The organism is Streptomyces sp. NBC_00442 (assembly GCF_036014195.1).
Lineage (GTDB): Bacteria > Actinomycetota > Actinomycetes > Streptomycetales > Streptomycetaceae > Streptomyces.
The window spans coordinates 7393758-7415058 of sequence record NZ_CP107918.1; the positions used below are offsets into that span (position 1 = coordinate 7393758).

Genomic DNA, 21301 nt, shown 5'->3' on the forward strand with positions numbered 1-21301 from the left:
GTCAGCGGCCTTCCGCGGGAGCCGTGGTGCGGGCGCTTCCGTTCTCGCCGCGGCGTGAGGAGCCGGCCGATGCCTTGGCGACCGCGACGCACAGCCGTTCCCTCACTCCCTCGGGCAACGGCGTGCCCGCGGCGGACTCCACCACCTGTTCGGCCAGGCTGCGCAACTTGATGTTGGTGTGCTGAGAGGTGGCGACCAGCACCTTCCACGCGTCGTCGGCGCTGACGGCGAAGGCGGCCATGAGGATGCCGCGCGCCAGGTCGATGGTTCCCCGGCTCTGCATCGCCCGGCGCAACTGCTCCAGTTCCCTGCGCAGTTCGGCGCTGGGATCGTCCGCCGGGGTGGTGGCGCGTCGAGCCGTGGCCCCGTGCGGGGCCACGGCCTCGGCCGGCGCCGCCACCGGGACGGATTCGGGCAGGGCCTGCTCCTTGAGGTTCAGCAGGAGCCTGAGGGCGGAGCAGTCGCAGAACTCGACTCCGTCGAGGTCCAGTTGGACGCCGTCGTCCGGCCCGGAGGGAGCGGGCCGCAGGATCTGCCGCAGTCTCTGATCCGCGCCGAGGTCGAGCTCTCCGCACACGCTGACCACCACGCGATCGCCGTCGGGGCGGCTGAAGACCGTCACCCCGGACAGCTGCGCCGGACCCGTTCGGCCTGGCCGCCGCCCGCAAGCCCCGGGCTGCCCGGATTCGGGCGATTCACCGTGCGGCATGGCCATCTCCCCTGCGCACTAAGGCAGTTCCTCTCGCGAACAGGGTCGCGCGCAAGGACAACACACGTCAAGCGATACATGAAGTCTCGTTCCGGTATTCCTGAACATGAATCCGCGGGCCTACGATGCGGCCATGGGAGACGCGCGGCAGCCTCATACCGGATGGACGTTCATCACCAACCACGCGCGCGTGCTCGCGACCATCGCGGAGAACCAGAACGCGAGGATCCGGGACATCGCCGCGCACTGCAGGCTCACGGAGCGCGCCGTGCAGAAGATCATTTCCGATCTGGAGCAGAGCGGCTTCCTGTCCCACGCCCGTGAAGGACGGGGCAATACCTACCGCATCGAGCCGGGAAAGATCCTGCGTCACCCCGCCGAGGCGGAGGCCGGGCTCACCGTGGCCTCCCTGCTCGGCCTTCTCGCCCAGGACGAGGCGCACCGTGCCGACCGGCCCCGCGGCGCCGCGGACCCGGACGACAGCGGCCGTCCCTGACGCCCCGCCGCGCCCCGTGGCCGGGGCTTCGGTGGTGTCGGCCTGATCTCGTGGGTGACGCTGGCCGGTTTGCGAGCTGGTCCTGGCCCGTCCGCGCCGAGAGGATGCTCCCCTGCCGGGTGGGGCCATCGAAAGGGCGGGAGCAGATGCGCATACGAAGAAGCGGGTTGCGGGAAAAGAGGGGCGGGGCGCTCGGTCGCGGCACGGTCGCGCTGGCGATCGCCTGTGCCGGGCTGGCGGGGATGCCCGCGGCGGCGCAGGCCGCACAGGCCACGCCGGCCGTACGGACGGCGCCCGCCACGGTCGCGGCCGCCTCCACGGCATGCGGCGCGGACACCGGCGCACAAGGTCTCGCGAGCTCGCCCGTCTCCGACAGCCTGGTCTCGGTGGACCGGGCGGACGGCCGGATCGCACAGTTCCAGCTCTTCTACGACGCCACGGCGACCAGGGGCTTGCCCTTCGTCTGGCATCGCGAACAGGCCGCGCCGGGCGGCGCGTACGGGGCATGGCGGCGCGTGAGCGCGGCGACCGTCGGCCCCAAGAGCTACTCCATCGCCGCGATGGAGAACTCCGCGGGCGGCCTGGAGCTGCTGTTCTCCACCTACGGCACGTTCTGCCACTCCGTCGAGAACGCCGGTGCGAGCGGCTGGAGCGTCCCCGACGCGTTCGGGCTCGCCCCGGCCCCGTACCACGGTGGAGTCGTCCTGTTCAAGGAACGCGACGGCAGCATCGACGCGTTCGCCTCCGGCGCGGGGAACGGCAGCACCATGGAGGTGCGCCACCAGCAGAGCGCCGGATCCGGCTGGGGCCCGGTGCTGGCCACCGGCCCGGTCCCCGGCCAGGACGTCGGCCTCGGCCAGCCCGGCACCGTGGAGCAACTCGCCGACGGCAGGCTGCACGTGACGGCCCGGGAATGGAACCGCGACCGCACGTGGGAGACCTATCAGGCGCTGCCCGGCGGAGGATGGGGCCCGTGGACGCTGATGACCCCGGGTGCGGCGCCGGTCGCGCACCAGCTCACCGCCGCGGCCGCGGGACCGCGGCTGACGGTGAGCCGGACCACCGGCCTGCGGGACGGCGACATCGTCACGTTCACCATCGCGGGCGGCCCGCCGAAGGACTACGTATGGGTCAAGGAGTGCGCTCCCTCGGCCTCCGCGACCACCTGTGACGACGACACCGGCCGCCAGTTCCGCGTGTACCCCGACGGCACGTACCAGCTCTCTCCGAAGAAGCTGTACGCCCAACTCGCCACCACGGCAGGGTCGTTCGACTGCAGGACCGCGTCGTCGGCCAACCCGTGCTCGCTGGCCCTCACCGACAACAACGGGGCGCTCCTGACCACCGTCCCGCTGCGCTTCGCCCCGCACGGGGACCTGGAGGCGCCGCCCACCGTGAAGGTGAACCCGGACACAGGCCTGGTGGACGGCCAGGCGGTGCGGGCGACAGGCAAGCGCTACGAACCGCAGTACCACGTCCTGATCATGGAGTGTGTCACCGGCGCCGCCGATACCCTTGGCTGCCGCCCCCGGTCGAGGCCGCCGGCCACGTCCGACACCGGGCGCGTGGACGAGACGGTGACCCTGTCGGCGACGTTCACCGCCATCGACGGCCGCTCCATCGACTGCCGTGCCGTGAACGCGTGCGAGCTGGTGGTCTTCGGCACCAGGGTCCGCGGCCCCGAAACGGTCCGCCACCCGCTCGCCTTCGCCCTGCCGGCGGCCACGGGAAGCTGAGCACGTCCCGCGTGCCGTTCCCGGCCCCGCCGTGCACGACGGCGGGGCCGGCCCTCACCCGGGGGCCGGACAGCGCGTCCCGCACGGGGCGTACCCCACCGACCCGGGCCGCATCGCTCAGGGATGGCTGCCGAGCTGCGGGTTGTTGCCGCTGAGCACGTGGTGTTCGGCGAGCACCTGGCAGAGCCCGACATGCACGCCGATGCCGGCGCAGTTGTCGTCGGCAGCGGGGGAGGGGGTGCGGGCAGCGGCCGGGCCGGCCGGCGACAGACAGGCGCACAGGGCGAGGACTACGGCGGCGAGGGAGGTACGCGTGGAGAACATGCGCTGCCCAACGACCGGCTCCGCTCGCCGACACTCCCTGCGTGCGGTCAGCCGTTGGCCACCCACCTCGGGACCGACGGCAGCACCTTCTCGGCGACGCGCAGCAGCACCGCTTCGTCCGGGACCGTGCCGTCCTCGCGGAACAGGGTGACCTCGAACGAGCCGCCGCTGTCCTTGGCGTCCTGGGCCACGGACAGCACACGCGTCGGGACCCCGGGACCGGTGGAGGAGTCGGTCCCGTCGACACGGAAGCGGATGCTGATGGTGTGGCTCGAGTAGAGGACGGCGGGGCGGTCCAGTACCGTCCGCGGTTGTGCACCGCTCCCCAGGTGCACGGCCGACCCGGCCACCGGAAGCCGGTCGTAGGTGGCCGCGAGCGCCACGGTGTACGTCTCGAACTGGACCTGGGCCGAAGGGGTGGCGATGTCCGTGCCCAGGAGCTTCATCGAGCCGTCACCACCGCTCGCCGACTTCGCGATCTGCCCCGGTGTGCCGAGGAGTTCGGCCAGGTCGGGGCGGTTGAGCGCGGTGCAGAGCTGAGCGCCGGACACGACCTTCGCATCGGCCGCGCCGTGCGTCCTCCCGGGCTTCTCGCTCTCGCACGCGGCGGGTTTCGACAGGCCCTGCGGCCGCGAGGCGCCGTCCCCGGACGACACCCACCACAGACCTCCGCAGAGCGCCGCCACCGCGGCTATCGCCGCCACGGCCTGAACCGCCGGGCGCCCGTCCTCGACCGGCTCGCCGCTACCTTCTGTCATGTCCCCCGCCTGCTGTGATCCCCCGACACGTGCCCGCGGACCCTAACCCGTGATCACCGGCGCGGCAAGGCAGGTTCCGGGCGGAGCGCTCGGGGCCGAGATGTCCGTTGCGGTGGCCGAGGCCCCGCCCGTAGGGTCGGGCCATGTCCCTGCGAGTACGTCTGCGTCAAGCCCTGCCCGAAGCCATGCGCGCCCGCGACAAGGCCGCTGTGAGCGCGCTGCGTTCGACGCTGGCGGCGTTGGACAACGCCGAGGCGGTGCCGGTCGGCGCGGAGGAGCTGCGCGGCGTGGCGGTCGAGGATTCGCCCGTCGGCGTCGGTGTCACCGAAGCGGCACGGCGTGAGCTGACCGAGCCCGAGACGGCCGACATCGTCCGCGCGGAAATCGCCGAACGTCTCGCGGCAGCGGCCCAGTTGACCACCCCGGCACACGCCGGCCACGCCGCGCGCCTCCAGGAGGAAGTGGCTGTACTGCACCGGTTCCTCGACGAGCCCGACGCGCGGTAGACGGCCGAAGGTCCGTCAAGTGCGACGCTGATGTGCTGCCCGACTGGCCTGTGAATCAGGGGAGTTCGGGCCGTGCGCCGAACTCCCCTGACGTGACGTCAGCGCCCGGAATGCACTTCGAGCGCCGCGCGCACCGCCGATTCCAGGGCTCCCTCGATCCAGGCCGGCTTCAAGGACGTGTGGTCCCCGGCGAAGTGGAGCGGGCCCTCCGGGGTGGCGATGTCGGGGAACAGTTCGGTGTGCTGGCCGGGCAGGAGCACGGAGGCCTCGCCATAGGCGTACGGGTCGCGCGCCCAGCTCTGGGTCCGGCCCGCGCCGGTGTAGAAGATCTCGATTCGTTGACCGTAGATCTCCTGGAGCCCAGCCAGGGCGTGGGGGTAGCGGGCGTCGTCGTCGAAGGAGTCCCAGCGCATCGCGTCGTCGGCCCAGGTGTAGGAAGCGAGCACGACGCCGCCCTGGCTGCCGGCCACGGGGTGGGACGGGTTGAAGGTGAAGCGGTTGGGGTTGTCGCTCACCGAGCCCCCGCCGAAGCTGCCCACGGCTCCCGGCTGGTCACGGGTCACGGAGCGGTACGCGGCGTAGTAGGCGCGCTGACTGCCGGAGAGGCGCTCACCGGTGACCGAGTCGTGCCGGCCGAGCAGGCTGCCGTCGTCGGGGGCCAGGCCCCTGCGGTAGGAGTCGTACAACCCCGGCCCGATCGTGGCGAGTTCCCGCTTCCAGTCCTCCTCGCCGAACTCCCACCAGCGCCGGCTGAACTCGAGAAGCACCTTCGTGGCGCTGTCGTAGTGGAGCTCGGTGACGGCCCTGCGCTTGCCGTACGACATGAGGGGTGCGACCTGGATGTGCCGCAGCCCCGAGAACGGCACGGTGAGGATGGCGAGGTCGGCGCTGAACTGCTCGCGCACCGGCGCGCCTTCGCGGCCCTCGGACACCGTGTCGATCCACACGTGCGGTCCGTCGGCGCTCACATGAGGTGTGTCGGTGTGGGGCCGTGCCGGGTCCCAGTACTCGATCCTGGTGACGCGGCGGTCGAAGTGGATGCAGTCGCCGACCTCCTTGAGCAGGGCGTCGGGCAGCGCCGCGGTGCCGCCGCGAAGCTCCCAGAACGCCGTGTCGGGGCTGATGAGCGCCGCGTCGAGGAAGCTGTGGATGAAGGAGAGCGGGAGGCGTGAGGTGAGGTCCTCCAGGCAGCCGATCAAATCGATGGTGGCGTCGTCGAGCTTGGCGTACTCGCTCAGGAAGCGGCGCATCGACCAGTCACCGAAGCGTTCGACGACGCGCGCCCACCCGGCCACCATCTCCTCGGCCGGCTTGTCCACGCGGCGCCCGTCGGGACCGACCGTGCTGAACTCGTCCCGCACCGGTGCCAGGGCGTCGCTCAGGATCTTGCCGGAGGGAACGTCCCACAACGCGGGGGGCACACCGAACGAGCGGTTCACCCGTCGCGGACCGCGCGCGTAGTCGGCCCGCCGGACCCGCAGGCCGTTGACATGGATCCAGGTTCGCAGCGCGGGGCTGTCGTCGGCGTTCTGATCGACCAGCCGGAACCTCTGCCGCGCCACTCCCAGACGATCGATGAGAGCCATGACCAGGGGATGGCTCCCCGGAATCCGCATGGCGCCGGCCTCCGCGTACTGGCGCGGGTCGGCGAACGGCTGCTCGGCGTGCTCGTGGCCACCGGTCCTGAAGGTCTTGATCCTCCCGCCCGCGCGGTTGCCGTTCGCCTCCACGAGCGTGACCTCGTGACCGGCGCGACGCAGCAGCAGGGCGGCGACCAGTCCCGCGGGACCGGCCCCCACCACCAGGACCTTCTTGCGGGGAGCCGCCGACCTGGGAAGTCCGCTGCCCACCAGGACCTGGCGATAGGACGGGACGAGGTCGCGGCCGTCGGGGCCCCGCATCAGCAGGGCGTGCGCGACGGCGAGACAGCGCTGCGACAGCGACGCGGATGCGGCGGGGGCCAGGCCGGATGCCGTGGCCGTGGCGGCGACCGAGGTCGCGGGCGCGGCCGTTGCGGGAGTCGCCGCGACGGCGGCGACGGCCGTGGCCGCGCCGACGGTGAAACCGCGTCGGGACAGGGAGACGGGCCGGGAGGAAGTCCCGGACGGCTGAGGCGAGTGCATGGCATCACCATGCCGTCCGGCACCGAGGCCGCCGGACCGGGCGCGCGCACCCACCCACCCCTCATTGACTCACATGGCGTACGTCCGGGGGTGCTTCGGGTGAGGCGCGCCACCGGGGTGCGACGGAGCCTCGGCCGGACTCTTCGCCGGCCGGCGTGCGGCCCGGCAGGTTTCGCCGTGACGGGCCCGAGCCGCGCCCCGCCTACTGTCCGTTGAGCGCGCGCCGCAGCTGCGCCTTGTCCATGCCGGAGCGGCCGTGGATGTTGCGGCGCTGGGCCTCGGCGTAGAGCTGGTCGTAGGTCTGGCCCTGCGCTCCGCTGCGCGAGCGCAGGCCCCCGCGCCTGGACGAGGACATGTCCTTGGTGGAACTCCTGCTCGCGGTCTTGGACTCACCCGATCGAGCCCGCTCCTTGTTGACGGTCCGTGCGGCAATCTCCTTGGCGCGCTTCGTACTCTCGCCCCTGTCCTCGGCGCTCTCCTTGATGTGCTCGTACTGACGTTCCCGCTTCGGGCTGGATCCGCTGGGCATGTCGTCTCCTTGGCTGTCCCGGTGACCGGACATCACCTTCACCTTGTGCCGCCGCCAGTCGCTCCGCAATCGGGAGGCGGTTCGACGGCTGAGCCGTCATGAAGGGCCGGCCATCAACGGGCGGCGAGGACTCGGCGATGCCGGCCCGGGTCAGGACGACCGCACTGCGCGCGTACCCCGGGCCCGCGCGCCGAACACGCCGTTCTCGGTGAGGAGCGCCAGGACGGCGGTGGCTCCGGCACGGTGGGCACGGTGGTGGAGGTGCGGCGATGTGGGCACGGCGGCGTGACTCAGGGCGCCGTGGACAGGTCGCACCAAGCGATGCAGTTCTCCCGGAGGCTGCCCATGACCAGGCGCCCGTCGCGCTCTGCGACCGACGTCGTCATGCGGAACCGCCGCCCGGCGCCGTGCAGTTCACGCACGATCCGGTCGTGTTCGTCGACCTCGATCACACGGGCGCCGGAGGCCGGCGGCGCCGGCAGCCGCCGGGCGGCCGCGGCCACGGTCCGGCGGACGCGGGGGGCGGCACGGTGCAGCCACTCCAGTGCAGGTGTTCGCGGCCCGGCGAGTGCGACCCACCATCCTCCGCCCGTGCCGCGGGACACATTGTCCGGGAACCCCGGCAGGGCGTCGGCCGGGGTGTCCCGGCGGCCCGCGCCGGGACCGGTGAGCCACAGCCGGGTGAGACGGCAGGCGCCGGTCTCGGCCACGATCACGTGTGATGCGTCGGGTGCGAGCGCCACCCCGTTCGCGAACTGCAGTCCGTCCAGGAGCACTTGGGGTTCGCCGCCGGGCGCCAGTCGCACCAGGAGGCCGGACGGCTCGTGCTCCAGGATGTCGGACAGCCAGTCGTCGAGTCCGTGACGGCGGCTGGAAACCGTGAAGTAGACCGTGCCGTCGGCGGCCGCCGTCGCATTGCTGCAGAACCGCAGGGGCGCCCCGGCCACGCGATCGGCGAGCACCTCCGCCCCGGACCCGCGCGGCCCGTCCGGGTCGAGCCTGAGCAGCCCCCGTTGCGCGTCGCACACCAACAGGCGCCCGTCGGGCAGGACTTCGAGCCCGAGCGGCCGTCCGTGGGTGAGGCCGACCTCCTCGATCTCGGCCCCGCGGCCGAGCGCGGGAAGGGTGATGCGCAGTATCCGTCCGTCGCTCACGCCGGTCAGGACGCGCCCGGAGCCGTCGAAGACGACGTCCTCCGGGCCGACGGCGCCCAGGGCGACCCGGTGCAGTGGCGGTAACGCCGCGGGGCCGGGACGGTCCGCCGCCGCAGGCCGGCGCCTCACGCGGCGCGGCCCGGACACCGGGCCCGAAGGCTGGGCTTCATGTCGTCTCACTCCTGGCTGCGGCGCCGGTGGCTGGTGTCGCACCACGGATAGCGCCGGCTGCGACGGCAGGTGCACAGGGCCACCATGCAACGCTCCGAGACGGCCGTGGTGCCGTCCTCCAGGACCACCTCCACGGGGCCCTCGACGAGCAGCGGCCCTTCGCGCTGCATGTGAACGCGCCGGGTGGCGTCAGACGGGTCGTTCGGCACGGATGACCACCAGCTCTTCCATCGTGTCGTCGTCGCTGATCAGCCCCTGTTCCACCAGCCAGGCACGGCGGGAACGCAGGACCGGTCCGAACGGGATGGACCGCCGGCCGGCCACCGCCGCCTTCAGTCCCTGCTCCCGCAGTTCGAGAAGGGTCGCCTGCGGGTCGCTGAGTGCCGAATGCACGATCAGGAGGACGCCCCCGGGACGCAGCAGCCGGGGAGCCTCCCGGCAGATGCGGCCCAGCAGCAGGCGCCCGTCGTGCCCGGCGTCCCAGGCTCGGGCGGCGCCGCGCTCGGGGACGGTGGGGGAGAGGGCGGGAACATAGGGCGGGTTGCTCAGGATGAGGTCGTAGGCGCGCCCCACGAGGGGGGAGAGGAGATCGCCGCGCACGACCCGGACGGGCAGACCTGCCAGGCGTGCGTTGAGGCGGGTGCTGATCACCGCACGCCTGGAGATGTCGACCGCGGTGACCCGGGCGCCGAGACGGGCGGCCGCGAGGGCGAGCGCGCCGGTGCCGGTACCGATGTCCAGAACCTCGGCGCCCTCGGGCACCGCTTCGTCGTGCAACGCGTCGGCCAGCAGGTCGGTGTCGTCCTGCGGGTCGTAGACGCCGGGGAGAGCGATGAGAGTCACGTCTCCCGAGTACCCGGCAATTCGTGATAGATCCGCGCGAATATGTGTTTAGCGGAATAATCCCTTGGGGCTACTGGGGGAGCGGGGTCCGCAGTGAGGAGTTCCGGGCCTTCCAGTGCCCCAGCAGATGGTCCCCGAACCGGTCCTCGAGGAACACGGTGGCGTCGATGCCGAACACGACGTCCGCGGCGAGCTCCGGCTCCTGCTCCAGAAGGCCGCCGATCACCTCGTGCCGCACGACCTGTTCGTGCACCGCGTCGGCCTCCACGTGCTCGGTGTAGAAGAACTCCGCGGCCGGGCCTCCGCCGGCGCGCTTCATCGCGAGGGCCATGCGTCGCGAGGACGGCGAGGAGGTGACCTCCAGCGTGGCGAAATGACCGAGCAGCGCCCCGCGCAGCCCGCGGCGGAGCCCGAGGAGCGACATGAGGTTCACCGTGGCCAGCATCTCGGACGACGCGGCGTCCACATAGCGTCCGTACGCCGGGTCGAGCCCCAGGTCCTCCATCAGGTCCGCGAAGAGCCGGGCGTGCACCCGCTCGGCGCGGCCGCCGCCCCACTCGTCGAACTCGACCGCCGCCATGCCCGCCTTCGCCCGGCCCCACAGCCGCGGCAGTACCCAGGCATGCGGATCGGCTTCCTTGAGGTGGTAGAGCGAACGCTGGACCGCGTACTCGCGCAGCTGCCACAGCTCACCCCCGTCCTGGAGGAAGTGGGACACGCCGGTGCCGTGGACCGGCTCGACGAGAAGTTCGGCGAAGGCGTCGTCGACATCGTGGTCCCGCGTGGCGTCCTGGCGCAGCGCGTCGAGGAAACGGCTCTCCATCAGGCCGCGCAGCGCGATCAGCCCGGGGTCCCACTCGTACGCGTCGCCCACGCCGTCGAAGCCCCGGTAGTGCAGCTCGTAGCCGGCGTACAGGGCGAGCTGGAGATCGTCGCCGTACGGTGCCGCGCGGTCGACGGCGCTCTTGTCGGGGAGCCGGGTCGTCGCGCCGCGCAGATAGCCGACGAGGCCCGCGGACAGCTCACCACGGGTAACCGGGAGGGCGGGGCTTCGGTGCGCGCTGATGGTCATGATCTACGCCTACCCGGTGAGCGGCAGGTGCAACAGGGGCCGGGGTGGGGGAAGGGCGCGAGGAGTACACCGGTGAGACCCGTCTCCACCCGAAGCGTCGGCGCCCCGGCGTGCTCAGCCGGGCCCGTGCGGGCCCGCGGCCCCTGCCGCCGTGCCCGCGACGCGCATCTCGAACCACACGGTCTTGCCCTGCCCGCGCGGCATCCAGCCCCACGCCGCGGAGAGCTTCTGCAACAGGTGGAGGCCGTGACCGGAGGCGCGGGCCGGACGGTGCGGGCCGTCCGGGCGGGGCCGGTCCTGGCTGCGGTCGCTCACGGCCACCCAGAGCCTGCCGCCGCGGCGGTCGAGGTGGAGTTCGTACGGCTCACCGCCGTGCACGCACGCGTTGGTGACCACTTCGGACACCAGGAGCAGCGTGTCCGCGACCGTCGTGCCGTGCTCGGGTCCGGGCGCCCCGAACCACTCGTCGAGCACCTGACGGGTGAGATCTCGGCACTGCGCCACCACACCCGGCCCGTCCGCCAGGCTGAACCAGCGGCCCCGTCGCACGCGCTGCGCTACCTGCCCACCATTCATGCGCATCGCGCGCCCCGGGATACGCCGGCTGAACCGCATTCGGCACCAAACTCCGCCAATCGGGCATAAAGTGGTGGCAGCGCTCGGACGACGGGCCCCCGCCATACGGCGGGCCGGGCCCCCGCCTCCGTCGAAGGAGTCCGCTCATGCCCATGGCCGGACAGGTTCGCCCAGCACCACCGCCGTACGGGCCGACGTCCCTCGTCAGGCGCCGGGCGCTCGGAGACATCCCCGACGTGCCACGCCCCCAGGACCTCAGCACCCAGGACGCCCGGACCCTCTCGGAAACCCTGTTCGGGCGGCTGGCCGAGCTCGACGAGGGCACGCCGGAGTACGCCTGCGTGCGCAACACCCTGGTGGAACTCAATCTCAGCCTGGTCAGGTTCGCCGCGCGCCGCTTCCGCAACCGAGCCGAGCCGGCCCAGGACATCTTCCAGGTCGGCACCATCGGCCTCATCAAGTCGATCAACCGGTTCGACGTGTCCCGCGGCGTCGATTTCGCCTCGTTCGCCCTCCCCACGATCACCGGAGAGATGAAGCGGTTCTTCCGTGACACCAGCTGGGCCGTGCAGGTACCGCGCCGGCTACAGGAACTGCGTCTGCGGCTGGCGGGGGCCTGCGACGCACTCGGACAGGAGCTGGGCAGACCGCCCACGACGGCGGAACTCGCCGCCCACCTGCGGATCACCGAAGCCGAAGTGGCCGAGGGAGAGCGGGCGTCCAATGCGTACACGGCCCGCTCGCTCGACCTCACCGACGACGACAGCGGAGCCACCGCCGTCATGCGCACCCTGGGAAGGGAGGACCCCTCGTTCGACGTCATCGAGTGCCTCGACTCCCTCAAGCCACTCATCACGGCCCTCACCGACCGCGAGCGCACGATCCTCTCGCTGCGCTTCGTCGACGAACTGACCCAGGCGGAGATCGGCGACAGAGTGGGGCTCTCGCAGATGCACGTCTCCCGCCTGCTGGCCCAGATCACGAACCGACTGCGCACCGGCCTCCTCACCGAGGGCTGACGCTAACCGGGCGGCCCCGTCCGGGATCCGTGAGAGGGCAGGGCCATCTCCAGCCACACCGTCTTGCCCGCCGCCGAGGGCACCGAGCCCCAGCTGCCCGCGAGCCGGTCCAGCATCATCAGGCCGTGTCCGCCGGGCATCGAGGGCACGTGGGGGCGGCGCGTGGGAACGGCGTGGCTGCTGTCGCTCACCTCGGCCCGCAGGCGGCCGTCGGCGTGACGCAGGACGAGTTCGCGGGGGCCACCGGCGTGCAGGCAGGCATTGGTGACGACCTCGGAGACCAGAAGCAGCACATCGTCCACCCGCTCGGCATCCGCCGCGTCGGCGGTCGAGGTCCACCCCCAGTCGTCCAGGGCGTCGGCGGCGAAATCCCGGCAGCGGGTGACCACACCCTTCACACCGAACAGGGCCAGACGGCGGATCTGGCTTCGCCCGGCGAGTCCTGTGCCGCTCATCATCGCTCTCCGCTACCTCGACTGCCGCGCCGCGGACGCGACGCGCGGTGGCTCCACGCTGCCCTGGTCCCGTTCGCCCCTGCGGTGGGCACACCCGGGCGGCCATCACCGCGGACACGAGGGCGCCGGCTCACTTCGCCGCGAGCCGCTCACACGTCCTGAGCGGGCATGACCCGAGTCCGGGGCGGGATGACCCGTTAGGGAGAGTGCCCAATAGTCGGCGCTCTAGTTGCCCCTTCCCGCGACAAGACGGAAGTCGTCCGTCCCGCGCGGAAGCGGTGCGGCGACAGCGGGCCTCCAGGAGCTGGTTAAAAAACCGCGAAGCTGGTTTGATAACTCCACTGCAGTCCAGCCCGAGGAGCCACCGGTATGAAACAGGAACGTGCCGTGCGCACCCGTCAGTCGCTGATCCGCTCGGCGGCCGAGTCCTTCGAGCGGCACGGATACGTCCAGGCCAGGCTGGCCGACATCAGTACCAACGCGGGCGTCAGCCTGGGTGCCCTCCACTTCCACTTCGAGAACAAGGCGGCGGTGGCCGCCGCGGTGGAGACCACCGCGGCCGCGAGCCTGCGGCGGGCCGGCCGGCTCGCCCAACGCCCCGGTATGAACGCCCTGCAGCGGCTGACCCGGACCTCGCAGGCCTTGGCCGACCAGCTGCATCGCGACGTCGTGTCGCGCGCCGGCCTGCGGCTGAGCGGCGACACCGCCCGGCTCAGCCGGGTGGACCTGCGTCAGGAATGGCAGGCGTGCGTACGGCAGTTGCTGACGGAGGCGCGCGACGAGCGGCTGCTCGTCGAGCATGTGGACCTGACGGCCATGGTCGCCACCATCGTCGCGGCGACCACCGGCTTCGGTCTGCTCGGCCGCAAGGATCCCCGCTGGGTCTCCCCGGCCTCGCTCGCCGGTTTCTGGCGGCTGGTCATGCCGTGCCTGGCGGCCCCCGCGCCCGCCCAAGCCCTCGGCGAGGTCGTGGCGATCGGAGCGAGGGCCGGCGCCCCCGAGCACGATTTCCTGGCGGCAACGGGCTGAGCGGCCGCTAGCGCCGCGACGGAGCCGTACCCCCCGGTGATCCCACCGCCCCGGTCAGCGAGAGCGGCCGGGGGAGGGGGTGCTCGGCCGAACTTCCCGGTGCCGCAGGGGAGGTGACCGGGCGCCCGGCGGCCACACGCGGCGCTCCCGCGGGAGCGCCCGACGCGGTGCCCGAGGCCATGAGGCGGTCGAGGGCGGACTCCTGCGCGAGACGCGGAAGCAGCAGCTCCCAGAAGGCGGTCAGCGTGGCCGCGGACAGCCACTGCGCGTCGTCGCCGCCCAGCGCCTCGAACCCGGTCACCGCGGCCACCACAGCAGGCGCCGCGTCCTCGGTGGACACGTCCGGCGCCAGCGCCCCCTCACGGCGGGCCCGCGCGAACACCGCCTCCACCCAGTCCTGCCACGTGCGGTGCAGATCGCCGCTCACGCCGGTCGACTCCGGGCTGCCGCCGAGGCCGAACCCGGCCCGCAGCACCACGTCCTGGTGGAAGCCGCGCACCAGGGCGTGGCTGGCGTCGATGAGTAACTGCAAGGGGCATTCCTGGGCCGGAGCCCCGTCGGTGATCTGCCACAGCCGCTGCGCCGCCGTCTCCCACACCGCCCCCGCCAGCGCGGCCTTGCTGGCGAAGTGGAAGTGCAACGCGCCATTGCTCACACCCGCCCGGGAGCTGATGGTGGCGAGTGACGCCGTCTCGAACCCCTCCCGGTCGAACAGCTCGGCGGCGGACTCGATCAACGTGTTGCGCGTGCGTACCGCGCGTTCCTGTCTGGCCATCAAGGCGCTCCATTACTGCGCAGGGGTAGCCGTCTTCGCCCGATACGGCGGACCGTCGTCGTGTGCAGCCGGAACACGCGCGCGCCCCGGTACCGGGGCGCGCGGACGCAAGGCGCCATGGCGTACCCGGTCAGCGGAACCGAGACTACCAAACCGTTCGTGCGGTTTTCTATGGCCGGGGGGAGGGGGGTGAGCCGTCGGCGCCGGTCGGCGTCGAGGTCTGGTTCGCCCCCTGCCCGGTCGAATCCCCGGTGCGTCCGAGCCGCGCCTCGAGACCGTCCAGGAATCGCTCCAGGCCGTACAGGAAGTTCGTGTCCCGGCTGGTCCGCGGATCCCTGCCCCGCTGGTCGGCGTACCCCTTCTGGAGCCGCGGATAGGCCTGGGCGGCCCGCTCGGCCGCGGGCCACAGCCGCTCCACCCACTCCTGTTCGGTCTGTCCGCCGCGGGCGAGCATGGTCAGCCAGGCAGCCTCGCTGATCGCCGTGCCCGTGACGTACGCGAAGAGGGCGCGCACCGCGTGGTCCGACTCGTCCAGCGGGAACCCGGCCTCCTCGAACGTCGCGATCATGCGATCCGACAGCCGCATGAGATTGGGCCCGAGGTAGGCCACCCCGACCTCGCCGAGCAGGGAGGCGATCCACGGGTGTTGGAGGATCATCGCCCTCACGCCGTGGGCGCGCGCCGTCGTGGCCTCGCGCCAGTGCGCCGACTGCTCGGCGTCCGGTTCTTCGAGCTCGCCGTAGACCTCGTCCACCACGAGCTCGATGAGCTCGTCCTTGTTGGCCACGTGCCGGTAGAGCGACGTGGCTCCCGCATCGAGACGGGTGCCGAGCTTGCGCATGCTCAGGGCGTCGATCCCCTCGGCATCCAGCAGGCGAACGGCCTCCGCGACGATCTGTTCCCGGCTCAGCGCCGGCTGTTCCCGCCGCCCCCGCGGCCGGGTCCACACCGACGGAATCGGCTGCTGGTCGTCGCTCGGCATCGGGCCTCCTCGTCCGCGTACGGAACTCGTCCCGTACGCACCTCTATGGGCGGGCCATGGCGGGCGCCCGGTGCGAGCGCACGCGCCCCGATCCGGGTGCGTACACTGTTCGCACCAGCGTACAGCCCGTAACAGGCAGGGAGGTCTTCTTCCGGTGGGAGACCCGTGGAGGGCTCGACCGTGGGGAGGCGGAGGCCCGGCGGACCTGTCCGCGCGGAGGAGCCGGGGGGTGTCACGGCGACGGCCCCGCGCCGGTCGTACGTGGCTCAGCCGGCGGTCGAGGCCAGCTCGCTCGCGGCGCGTTCCTTGGCTTCCGCCTGCGCCTGCGCCAGGTTCCGCTTGGCCTCGGCGTAGACGTGCGCGCCGCGCTCGGCGGACATGTCCACGGAGGTCAGCACGGAGGAGATCACTACGCTCGGCAGAATGTGCCGCAGCAGGGTGGTCACTCGCTGCCCCAGATCCTGGTAGCTGCTCAGCGCGTGCGACATCGCCTGTATCCCGGCGTACGAGCCCACCAGGACGTCGGCCGTCTCGTCCGTCACCACGTGCGGCAGGAGTTCGCCCTGCTGCCGCGCCTCGTGCAGCAGACCGCGCATCATCTCGCCCCAGGCAAGGAACGGCCCGGTCCGATCGAGCCCCGAGGCCTGCTGGTCCAGCGTCAGATGCACGCTGGCCCGCACCATCTGGCTGGTCTGCAGCCGGTGGGTGAACAGCACGATCACGTCGACGACTTCTTGGATCTTGCACGGGCGGAAGGGAACGGTCAGTCCCTCGTCCTGCTCGTCGAGCAGCCCCAGCGCCAAGTGCTCCTTGGACTGGAAGTGGAAGTACAGCGCGCCCTTGGTGACGCCCGCCTCGTTCAGGATCTCGGAGATGGTGGCGGCCTGGTAGCCGCGCTCCTCGAACACCTTGGCAGCAGCTTCGAGGATCGACCGTCGGGTACGGATTGCTCTGTCCTGTTTGGCCACTGTCCTCCCTCCGGGTCTATGAACCTTTCGGAGGTCCATGCAAAAAAACCGTCAAGTTCGTATCTTACAGTGTCAACCATCCGCAGGGCGCGGCGCTTCCTCAGCCATTTTGGGAGAGAACATGACCGGAAACGTGGACCCGAACAGCGTCCCCGAGGGCCGTCGCCGGTGATCCTCATAACCGGAGCGACCGGCACCGTCGGCCGGCTGGTGCTCGACCGCCTTCCCGCCGACCGGGACGTACGCGCCCTGACGCGGAATCCGTCCCGCGTCACCACGATCCACCCCCGCGCCGAGGTCGTCCAGGGCGACTACGCGGACCGGACCTCTCTCGAACGTGCCCTGCGCGGGGTGCGCAGCGCCCTGCTCGTCACCACCAGCGTGACGGGCGACGACGACGCGCGGTTCCTGGCGGCCGCCCGCGCCGCGGGAGTTCAGCACATAGTGAAGCTCTCCGCGGCCGCTGTCCAGGAGCCGGATGCCGACGACCTCATCACGTCCTGGCAACGCACCAACGAAGAGCTGCTTCGTTCGAGTGGGATCGCGTGGACCATGCTGCGACCGCGCTCCTTCATGTCCAACACCCTGTCGTGGGCGTCGGCCATACGCTCCGAAGGGGTGGTGCGCGCGTTGTACGGCGCATCGGCCAACGTGTGCGTCGATCCTCGCGACATCGCCGATGTCGCCGTCGAGGCGCTCACCGGGAGCGGACACCACGGGCAGGCGTACACGCTCACCGGGCCCGAGGCGATCACCGCCGTCGAGCAGACCAGCCTGCTCGCCCACGTGCTGGACACCCCACTGCGCTTCGAGGAACTCTCGCCCGACGACGCCCTCACGGCGTGGTCGCGACGGTATCCCGAGGCGGTGGCGCAGGCGCTGCTGCGGGGTGCGGAGCGCCAACGGGCCGGTGCCAAGCGGGAGGTGGACGCCACCTTGTCGGCCATCACCGGTCGCCCCGCCCGGTCCTACGCCACATGGGCCGCCGACCACGCCGGGGCTTTCGCGGCGCCGATAGGGGCCGGGGCCGCGCGGCCGGGCGGGCCGGCCGGGGCCGCGACGACCGGGACGGACTGAGGCAGCCGTGATGGCCGTGGTGAACAGCTCCGGCGTACCGTCACGGGTGGGCGTCGGCCGCGGCGATCACGCAACTGAAGACCTGCTCGCCGTTCTGGGTTCCGGTCACCAGAACGGCGACCTCCTGCGGGCCGCCCGGCACCCGGCAGGCCTCGATCGTGCACGGGGCGTCCAGCTCGGTGTAGCGCAGGAACTCGCTCTCGACACGCGACGGCAGCAAGGGCGAGTGCTGGGGGTCCGACCGCAGCAGCAGCGCGGTCGCGGCCTGCCGGGCGGCCTCCAGGAGAACCATTCCCGGTACGTGGTCGACCGGGTGGTCGAAGAGTATGGGGTGGCGCGTGTCCACCCGCAGACGCCATCGGTCGGCCTCGTTCGCGGGGGACAGGACCACGTCCATGGGCGACATGCGGCCCACGCTCTGCGGCGAGACCGGAGCCGTCAGCTGGGGCGCGGCCCCCTCGCCGGAGCGCCGGCGGTCGCCGCGGAGCCGTCGGTACACCTCCGGGGCTACGCACGTGTACATGGCGCCACCGGTGGCGACGATCTCGCCGTCCCGGCGGATCACCGCGTCGTAGCGGGTCCCGGCGAAGGCCTGTCTGCGCCACTTCGTTTCGCTGCACGTGACGTGCAGGTCGAGCGCCGCCGGGGTGTCACCCACGAGCAGCTGACCGGGCCGCATGGAGACGGTCAGGTCCTTCATCATGAATTGATGACCGAGCGGAACGGTGAATTCCGCGTGAGCCAGCAGAGAACCGACTTGGCGGATTGTTTCAGTGACCATCAAAGGGTCGTAACGGGCGCCGCTGAGGGGTGCGTAGAAGCTGTGGCTCCGGGGCAGCTGGGCCTTGATTCGGAATGTGGTGTCGTCGAGCCGCTCCCAGCCGGTGAGCAGCACCTCCGCCACGGCGGCCCGGTGCACGAATTCCTGGGGAACTGTCGTAGTGAGATCGGGATAGCGGAACATGGGGGGCGCGATGGCCCCTGTACCCTCGATCGCTGTCGACAGGTCCGCCGGCGAATGGAAGCGGAACGTGCTTGTGGACATGACTCCCCCAGGATCCGCGCTTCAAGCGAGGCGAGAAGGAACGTGGGACGGCCTCTCGCAAGCTCGAAGATACATACCAGCCGGTTTAATTTCCAGCCTTGGCGGCTTTCACGTCCATCAAAAAGTGGCGCATCCGCTCCATCTCCCCGCTGCGGCCGGGCTGCCCTCCGAGGCCGGATTCAGGACGGGCCGAAGGGGCCGGTTAGAGTCCCGGCATGAGCAGCGCAGTGGACGAAGGCCCGAAGAACCGGGCTGCGGACGTGAGTGTCACGGCGGCCGTGGCGGGAGTGATGGCGGCCACCGGGAGCCTTGCCACCGGCACGCTGTTCCTGCCGCTCACCGTGGGATGGGTCGTCCTCATCCTGCTGTCCACGCTGGTCGCGATCATCTCCGGCCACATCGGCCGCAGCCGGGCACGACGCCGGGGGCTTCCGGGTCGATGGCTCGCCCTCGCCTCGCTCGTGACGGCCTATCTGACCCTGCTCTATGTCCTGCTCGTGGTGCTGTTGCTGATCGGTGTCGTCGTCGGACTGGGCGCGATCGTCGACAGCTGAGGGCCGCCCCTCCCGACGAGGTCCGGCACGCCGCGTGGGGTGCCGGACCGCCGGAAGTGGTCGGCTGCCTGCGGGTCCGTCAGACGCGGTCGGCCGCGATGAGGACGTACTGGAACGAGCCGTCCTTGTAGGAGTTGATGAACGCCTCCTCGATGCCCGTGACGAGCGACGAGGTGGCCCGGAGCTCCCAGTACGGCAGGGTCTCGGGCGTCAGGTCGATGACCGCCTGCGGGACCAGGCGGTTGTCGGCCATGGCCCGCAGGTATTCACGACGCGAGTGGATGTTGCACTCGAAGTGCGCGTTGATCTGCGAGACCCACTTGGACGGCTGGCCGTACTTGGGGTTCCAGCAACCGGTGATCGTCACGTACCGGCCGCCGGGGGCGAGGATGCGGGCGTGCTCGGCGAACAGGTCGTGCAGATCGACGTACATGCTCGACTCGTTGTTCCACGAGCCCGCGGCCTCTCCGGTCGTGAACGGCATGTCCAGCATGTTGCAGACCCGGGACCGCACCGAGCTGTCGATCCCGAGGTCGCGGGCGCGCTGGTTGGCGAAGTCGGCCTGCTTGGCCGAGAGCGTGACGCCCTCGACCCTGCACCCGAAGCGCTGATGGGCCATGACCATGGAGCCGCCCCGGCCGCAGCCGGCGTCCACCAGGGTGGCGCCGGGGGCGACGGGCCCGACGTGGTCCAGGAGCAGGTCCGACTGGGCGGACTCCAGGCGGTGGAGCTCCGCGATCAGCTTCGTGTCCCGGTCGGTGGCGCCCGGCGCTGCGAGCGCCGAGTGGTCGACATCGCCGATGCCGTAGTGGTGGTGGTACAGGCCGTCGACATCGCCGAGGCGCAGGTTCACCGGCCGGGCCTCGTGGTCCCAGTAACGGGCGATGTCGTCCTGGTAGGGCGTGGCAGGACCGGGGATCGTAGCGGTGCTGGTGGTGGGTTCGACGTTCGTGGACACGGTGGGTTTCCTTTGCTTACCAGAAGTCGGGCAGTGTGTAGCGGTAGCTGTTGGTCTGATGCCAGTGGTGGTTGCCGTCGACCCACGCCGCCACTCCGTGCAGGAACCGGACCACTTGGGGCGCGGGGCAGGCGACGGCCAGGGCGGATGCCTCGGCTTCGAAGTCGTGCATGAGCTCGTTGTGGACCTCGACCGCCTTGAGGTACGCCTCGCGGGGCCCGCAGCTCTCGCTCTCGGCGATGACCACCGGCAGGTTCAGATGGCGCCCGGGGGCGTCGAGTTCCTTGGTGTAGGAGTAGAGGTCGTTGACGATGGTGGTGGCGTTGGAGGCGAGCGCGATGACTCTCTGCATGGCGGGCCTGGCATGCAGGTCGGCGGGCAGCTCGTAGCCGCCGACGGTGTCGGTGATGGTCGGGCAGGGGCGGAAGTTGTTGAACTGACGCATCGCCAGGTACTCCCAGACCTCGGGCATGTACTCCGTCTGCGCCCACGCGGCCTCGGCGAGGTAGCCCAGGTGCAGACGGGCCATGTCGTGCCGGTAGCGGTCGGCCTGTGAGGCGCTGGCGGCCTCGACGAAGTACTCCATGGCCGACCGGTAGGCCCGGCGCGGGGCGTCGCTGAACAGCGACTGAGCCCAGGTCGCCGTGTGTTCCCGCGTGGTGTGGAGCGGGTCGAGAGCGGTGTGCGCCAGCAGGAGGCGCCCGCCGAGACCCACGGGCGAGCCCCCGTGGTCCTCGCAGTAGCAGTCGTCGAGCGCGTTCTCCGCGGCCATCAGCCGTGTCGCGAGCATCAGGTGGTCGACGGTCGGGGCGTCGGGGTGGCAGGCCACCATGTAGCGGCCGAGGGCGAACCCGTCGAACTGGTCCTCCCACTCCGGCGGATACAGCTCGACCTCGTGCACCGCCCAGTCCTTGATCCTGCGGCTCACCTCCGCCACCCGCACCGGGTCGGGCTCCGCCACCGGATGGTGGTAGAGACCCGGCACCGCGGTGCCGCCCGCCTGCGTTTCGATACGGGGCGCAAGGCGCAGGCCGCTCGTTCCCAGCCCGCTGGGGCCGCGCAGGACACGTTCCAGGACCTCGGGGCTCATGGGCGTCACGCCGTGTGGCCCCGCCGCGGGCAGTTCCGCGAAGCCCGTGTCGTCCGGCAGCGCGCAGGGCTCGGTGACGCGGTCCGCGCCGACGCCCACGGGCGGGGCGGCGGCCGGTCCGGCGCCCGGAACCGCGGGCGGATCCGGGGCGTCGGCCGAGAGCGGCGGGCAGGTGCCGTCGGCGACGGCCGGCGCGACGGGTTCCGCTGTCGTGACCTGCGGGACCATGTGCACCTGCACTGGACTGAGGTCGGGGACGGGCATCCATTGCTCCTTGCGTGAGGCGGATTGTTCCGAGCGCGCCCACCGTGCGCGGAAGGAGTGCGGGACCGGTGAGCCGGGCGCGCGGACG

The 21301-nt window shown here is 71.5% G+C and carries 24 protein-coding genes; 7 read left to right on the top strand and 17 right to left on the bottom strand.

From position 1 onward, the window contains the following. Position 1: 1 nt before the first annotated feature. Positions 2-622 (bottom strand): ANTAR domain-containing protein, encoded by a 621-nt coding sequence (locus tag OG432_RS33250; protein WP_328314669.1) that lies wholly within the window; start codon positions 620-622, stop codon positions 2-4. Positions 623-842: 220 nt separating this feature from the next. On the opposite strand from OG432_RS33250, the gene OG432_RS33255 reads away from it, so the two are divergent. Both OG432_RS33255 and OG432_RS33260 read left to right on the top strand, forming a co-directional pair. Further along, the gene (locus OG432_RS33255) at positions 843-1205 is read left to right on the top strand and encodes an ArsR family transcriptional regulator (RefSeq protein WP_328314670.1); all 363 of its coding nucleotides are present in this window, start codon (positions 843-845) and stop codon (positions 1203-1205) included. 146 nt (positions 1206-1351) lie between these two features. Next, positions 1352-2941, top strand: coding sequence for a neocarzinostatin apoprotein domain-containing protein (locus tag OG432_RS33260; RefSeq protein WP_328314671.1), 1590 nt, complete (start codon positions 1352-1354; stop codon positions 2939-2941). 117 nt (positions 2942-3058) lie between these two features. Here the strand turns inward: OG432_RS33260 and OG432_RS33265 are convergent, their stop codons facing one another. Then, on the bottom strand, positions 3059-3265 hold the full coding sequence (locus OG432_RS33265; protein WP_328314672.1) for a hypothetical protein: 207 nt from the start codon (positions 3263-3265) through the stop codon (positions 3059-3061). A gap of 47 nt (positions 3266-3312) precedes the next feature. Next, positions 3313-4023 (bottom strand): DUF6215 domain-containing protein, encoded by a 711-nt coding sequence (locus OG432_RS33270; RefSeq protein ID WP_328314673.1) that lies wholly within the window; start codon positions 4021-4023, stop codon positions 3313-3315. A gap of 185 nt (positions 4024-4208) precedes the next feature. Between OG432_RS33270 and OG432_RS33275 the strand changes: the two genes are divergently transcribed. Further along, positions 4209-4529, top strand: coding sequence for a hypothetical protein (locus OG432_RS33275; RefSeq protein ID WP_328315347.1), 321 nt, complete (start codon positions 4209-4211; stop codon positions 4527-4529). A gap of 98 nt (positions 4530-4627) precedes the next feature. Here OG432_RS33275 and OG432_RS33280 read toward each other — a convergent pair whose 3' ends face one another. The 7 genes from OG432_RS33280 to OG432_RS33310 all read right to left on the bottom strand — a co-directional run bounded on the left by OG432_RS33280 (position 4628) and on the right by OG432_RS33310 (position 10970). Beyond that, a complete protein-coding gene (locus OG432_RS33280) occupies positions 4628-6652 on the bottom strand; it encodes a flavin monoamine oxidase family protein (RefSeq protein ID WP_328314674.1) in 2025 nt (674 codons plus the stop codon). A gap of 202 nt (positions 6653-6854) precedes the next feature. Continuing rightward, on the bottom strand, positions 6855-7181 hold the full coding sequence (locus tag OG432_RS33285; RefSeq protein WP_328314675.1) for a plasmid stabilization protein: 327 nt from the start codon (positions 7179-7181) through the stop codon (positions 6855-6857). Between the two features lie 290 nt (positions 7182-7471). After that, on the bottom strand, positions 7472-8464 hold the full coding sequence (locus OG432_RS33290; RefSeq protein WP_328314676.1) for an SMP-30/gluconolactonase/LRE family protein: 993 nt from the start codon (positions 8462-8464) through the stop codon (positions 7472-7474). 47 nt (positions 8465-8511) lie between these two features. Then, the gene (locus tag OG432_RS33295) at positions 8512-8715 is read right to left on the bottom strand and encodes a CDGSH iron-sulfur domain-containing protein (RefSeq protein ID WP_328314677.1); all 204 of its coding nucleotides are present in this window, start codon (positions 8713-8715) and stop codon (positions 8512-8514) included. Further along, on the bottom strand, positions 8696-9349 hold the full coding sequence (locus tag OG432_RS33300) for a HemK2/MTQ2 family protein methyltransferase (RefSeq protein WP_328314678.1): 654 nt from the start codon (positions 9347-9349) through the stop codon (positions 8696-8698). Before OG432_RS33300 ends, OG432_RS33295 begins: the two co-directional genes overlap by 20 nt. A 70-nt stretch (positions 9350-9419) precedes the next feature. After that, positions 9420-10421, bottom strand: coding sequence for an iron-containing redox enzyme family protein (locus OG432_RS33305; RefSeq protein ID WP_328314679.1), 1002 nt, complete (start codon positions 10419-10421; stop codon positions 9420-9422). A 114-nt stretch (positions 10422-10535) separates the two neighbouring features. After that, positions 10536-10970, bottom strand: a complete 435-nt coding sequence (locus tag OG432_RS33310; RefSeq protein ID WP_328314680.1) for an ATP-binding protein — start codon at positions 10968-10970, stop codon at positions 10536-10538. Between the two features lie 173 nt (positions 10971-11143). Here OG432_RS33310 and OG432_RS33315 point away from each other — a divergent pair, with 173 nt between their 5' ends. Next, positions 11144-12016: a SigB/SigF/SigG family RNA polymerase sigma factor gene (locus OG432_RS33315; RefSeq protein WP_328314681.1), complete on the top strand. Its 873-nt coding sequence runs from the start codon at positions 11144-11146 to the stop codon at positions 12014-12016. A 2-nt stretch (positions 12017-12018) separates the two neighbouring features. On the opposite strand, the gene OG432_RS33320 is transcribed toward OG432_RS33315, so the two are convergent. Further along, positions 12019-12471, bottom strand: coding sequence for an ATP-binding protein (locus tag OG432_RS33320; RefSeq protein WP_328314682.1), 453 nt, complete (start codon positions 12469-12471; stop codon positions 12019-12021). A gap of 369 nt (positions 12472-12840) precedes the next feature. On the opposite strand from OG432_RS33320, the gene OG432_RS33325 reads away from it, so the two are divergent. Further along, positions 12841-13500: a ScbR family autoregulator-binding transcription factor gene (locus tag OG432_RS33325; protein WP_328314683.1), complete on the top strand. Its 660-nt coding sequence runs from the start codon at positions 12841-12843 to the stop codon at positions 13498-13500. A 7-nt stretch (positions 13501-13507) separates the two neighbouring features. On the opposite strand, the gene OG432_RS33330 is transcribed toward OG432_RS33325, so the two are convergent. From OG432_RS33330 to OG432_RS33340, 3 genes are all read right to left on the bottom strand, one after another. Continuing rightward, complete coding sequence (locus OG432_RS33330) at positions 13508-14275, bottom strand: ScbR family autoregulator-binding transcription factor (protein ID WP_328314684.1); 768 nt, start codon at positions 14273-14275, stop codon at positions 13508-13510. A 169-nt stretch (positions 14276-14444) separates the two neighbouring features. Continuing rightward, positions 14445-15257, bottom strand: a complete 813-nt coding sequence (locus tag OG432_RS33335) for a TetR/AcrR family transcriptional regulator (protein WP_328314685.1) — start codon at positions 15255-15257, stop codon at positions 14445-14447. Positions 15258-15523: 266 nt separating this feature from the next. Further along, the gene (locus OG432_RS33340) at positions 15524-16225 is read right to left on the bottom strand and encodes a ScbR family autoregulator-binding transcription factor (RefSeq protein ID WP_328314686.1); all 702 of its coding nucleotides are present in this window, start codon (positions 16223-16225) and stop codon (positions 15524-15526) included. A 168-nt stretch (positions 16226-16393) separates the two neighbouring features. On the opposite strand from OG432_RS33340, the gene OG432_RS33345 reads away from it, so the two are divergent. Beyond that, positions 16394-17302 (top strand): NAD(P)H-binding protein, encoded by a 909-nt coding sequence (locus OG432_RS33345; protein ID WP_328314687.1) that lies wholly within the window; start codon positions 16394-16396, stop codon positions 17300-17302. 40 nt (positions 17303-17342) lie between these two features. Here the strand turns inward: OG432_RS33345 and OG432_RS33350 are convergent, their stop codons facing one another. Beyond that, positions 17343-18347, bottom strand: a complete 1005-nt coding sequence (locus tag OG432_RS33350) for a ScbA/BarX family gamma-butyrolactone biosynthesis protein (RefSeq protein WP_328314688.1) — start codon at positions 18345-18347, stop codon at positions 17343-17345. Between the two features lie 215 nt (positions 18348-18562). Here OG432_RS33350 and OG432_RS33355 point away from each other — a divergent pair, with 215 nt between their 5' ends. Then, a complete protein-coding gene (locus OG432_RS33355) occupies positions 18563-18901 on the top strand; it encodes a DUF4190 domain-containing protein (protein ID WP_328314689.1) in 339 nt (112 codons plus the stop codon). Between the two features lie 79 nt (positions 18902-18980). On the opposite strand, the gene OG432_RS33360 is transcribed toward OG432_RS33355, so the two are convergent. Together OG432_RS33360 and OG432_RS33365 are read right to left on the bottom strand one after the other, a co-directional pair. Continuing rightward, positions 18981-19859, bottom strand: a complete 879-nt coding sequence (locus OG432_RS33360; RefSeq protein WP_328314690.1) for a geranyl diphosphate 2-C-methyltransferase — start codon at positions 19857-19859, stop codon at positions 18981-18983. 16 nt (positions 19860-19875) lie between these two features. Next, on the bottom strand, positions 19876-21213 hold the full coding sequence (locus OG432_RS33365) for a family 2 encapsulin nanocompartment cargo protein terpene cyclase (protein WP_443058521.1): 1338 nt from the start codon (positions 21211-21213) through the stop codon (positions 19876-19878). Positions 21214-21301 lie beyond the last annotated feature (88 nt).

Coding starts and splice junctions, on each gene's coding strand:
- OG432_RS33325 (WP_328314683.1), top strand. CDS start 12,841: ATGAAACAGGAACGTGCCGTGCGCACCCGTCAGTCGCTGATCCGCTCG.
- OG432_RS33275 (WP_328315347.1), top strand. CDS start 4,209: ATGCGCGCCCGCGACAAGGCCGCTGTGAGCGCGCTGCGTTCGACGCTG.
- OG432_RS33365 (WP_443058521.1), bottom strand. CDS start 21,213: ATGCCCGTCCCCGACCTCAGTCCAGTGCAGGTGCACATGGTCCCGCAG.
- OG432_RS33265 (WP_328314672.1), bottom strand. CDS start 3,265: ATGTTCTCCACGCGTACCTCCCTCGCCGCCGTAGTCCTCGCCCTGTGC.
- OG432_RS33260 (WP_328314671.1), top strand. CDS start 1,352: ATGCGCATACGAAGAAGCGGGTTGCGGGAAAAGAGGGGCGGGGCGCTC.
- OG432_RS33350 (WP_328314688.1), bottom strand. CDS start 18,347: ATGTCCACAAGCACGTTCCGCTTCCATTCGCCGGCGGACCTGTCGACA.
- OG432_RS33255 (WP_328314670.1), top strand. CDS start 843: ATGGGAGACGCGCGGCAGCCTCATACCGGATGGACGTTCATCACCAAC.
- OG432_RS33305 (WP_328314679.1), bottom strand. CDS start 10,421: ATGACCATCAGCGCGCACCGAAGCCCCGCCCTCCCGGTTACCCGTGGT.
- OG432_RS33320 (WP_328314682.1), bottom strand. CDS start 12,471: ATGAGCGGCACAGGACTCGCCGGGCGAAGCCAGATCCGCCGTCTGGCC.
- OG432_RS33280 (WP_328314674.1), bottom strand. CDS start 6,652: ATGCACTCGCCTCAGCCGTCCGGGACTTCCTCCCGGCCCGTCTCCCTG.
- OG432_RS33355 (WP_328314689.1), top strand. CDS start 18,563: ATGAGCAGCGCAGTGGACGAAGGCCCGAAGAACCGGGCTGCGGACGTG.
- OG432_RS33285 (WP_328314675.1), bottom strand. CDS start 7,181: ATGCCCAGCGGATCCAGCCCGAAGCGGGAACGTCAGTACGAGCACATC.
- OG432_RS33335 (WP_328314685.1), bottom strand. CDS start 15,257: ATGCCGAGCGACGACCAGCAGCCGATTCCGTCGGTGTGGACCCGGCCG.
- OG432_RS33330 (WP_328314684.1), bottom strand. CDS start 14,275: ATGGCCAGACAGGAACGCGCGGTACGCACGCGCAACACGTTGATCGAG.
- OG432_RS33270 (WP_328314673.1), bottom strand. CDS start 4,023: ATGACAGAAGGTAGCGGCGAGCCGGTCGAGGACGGGCGCCCGGCGGTT.
- OG432_RS33315 (WP_328314681.1), top strand. CDS start 11,144: ATGCCCATGGCCGGACAGGTTCGCCCAGCACCACCGCCGTACGGGCCG.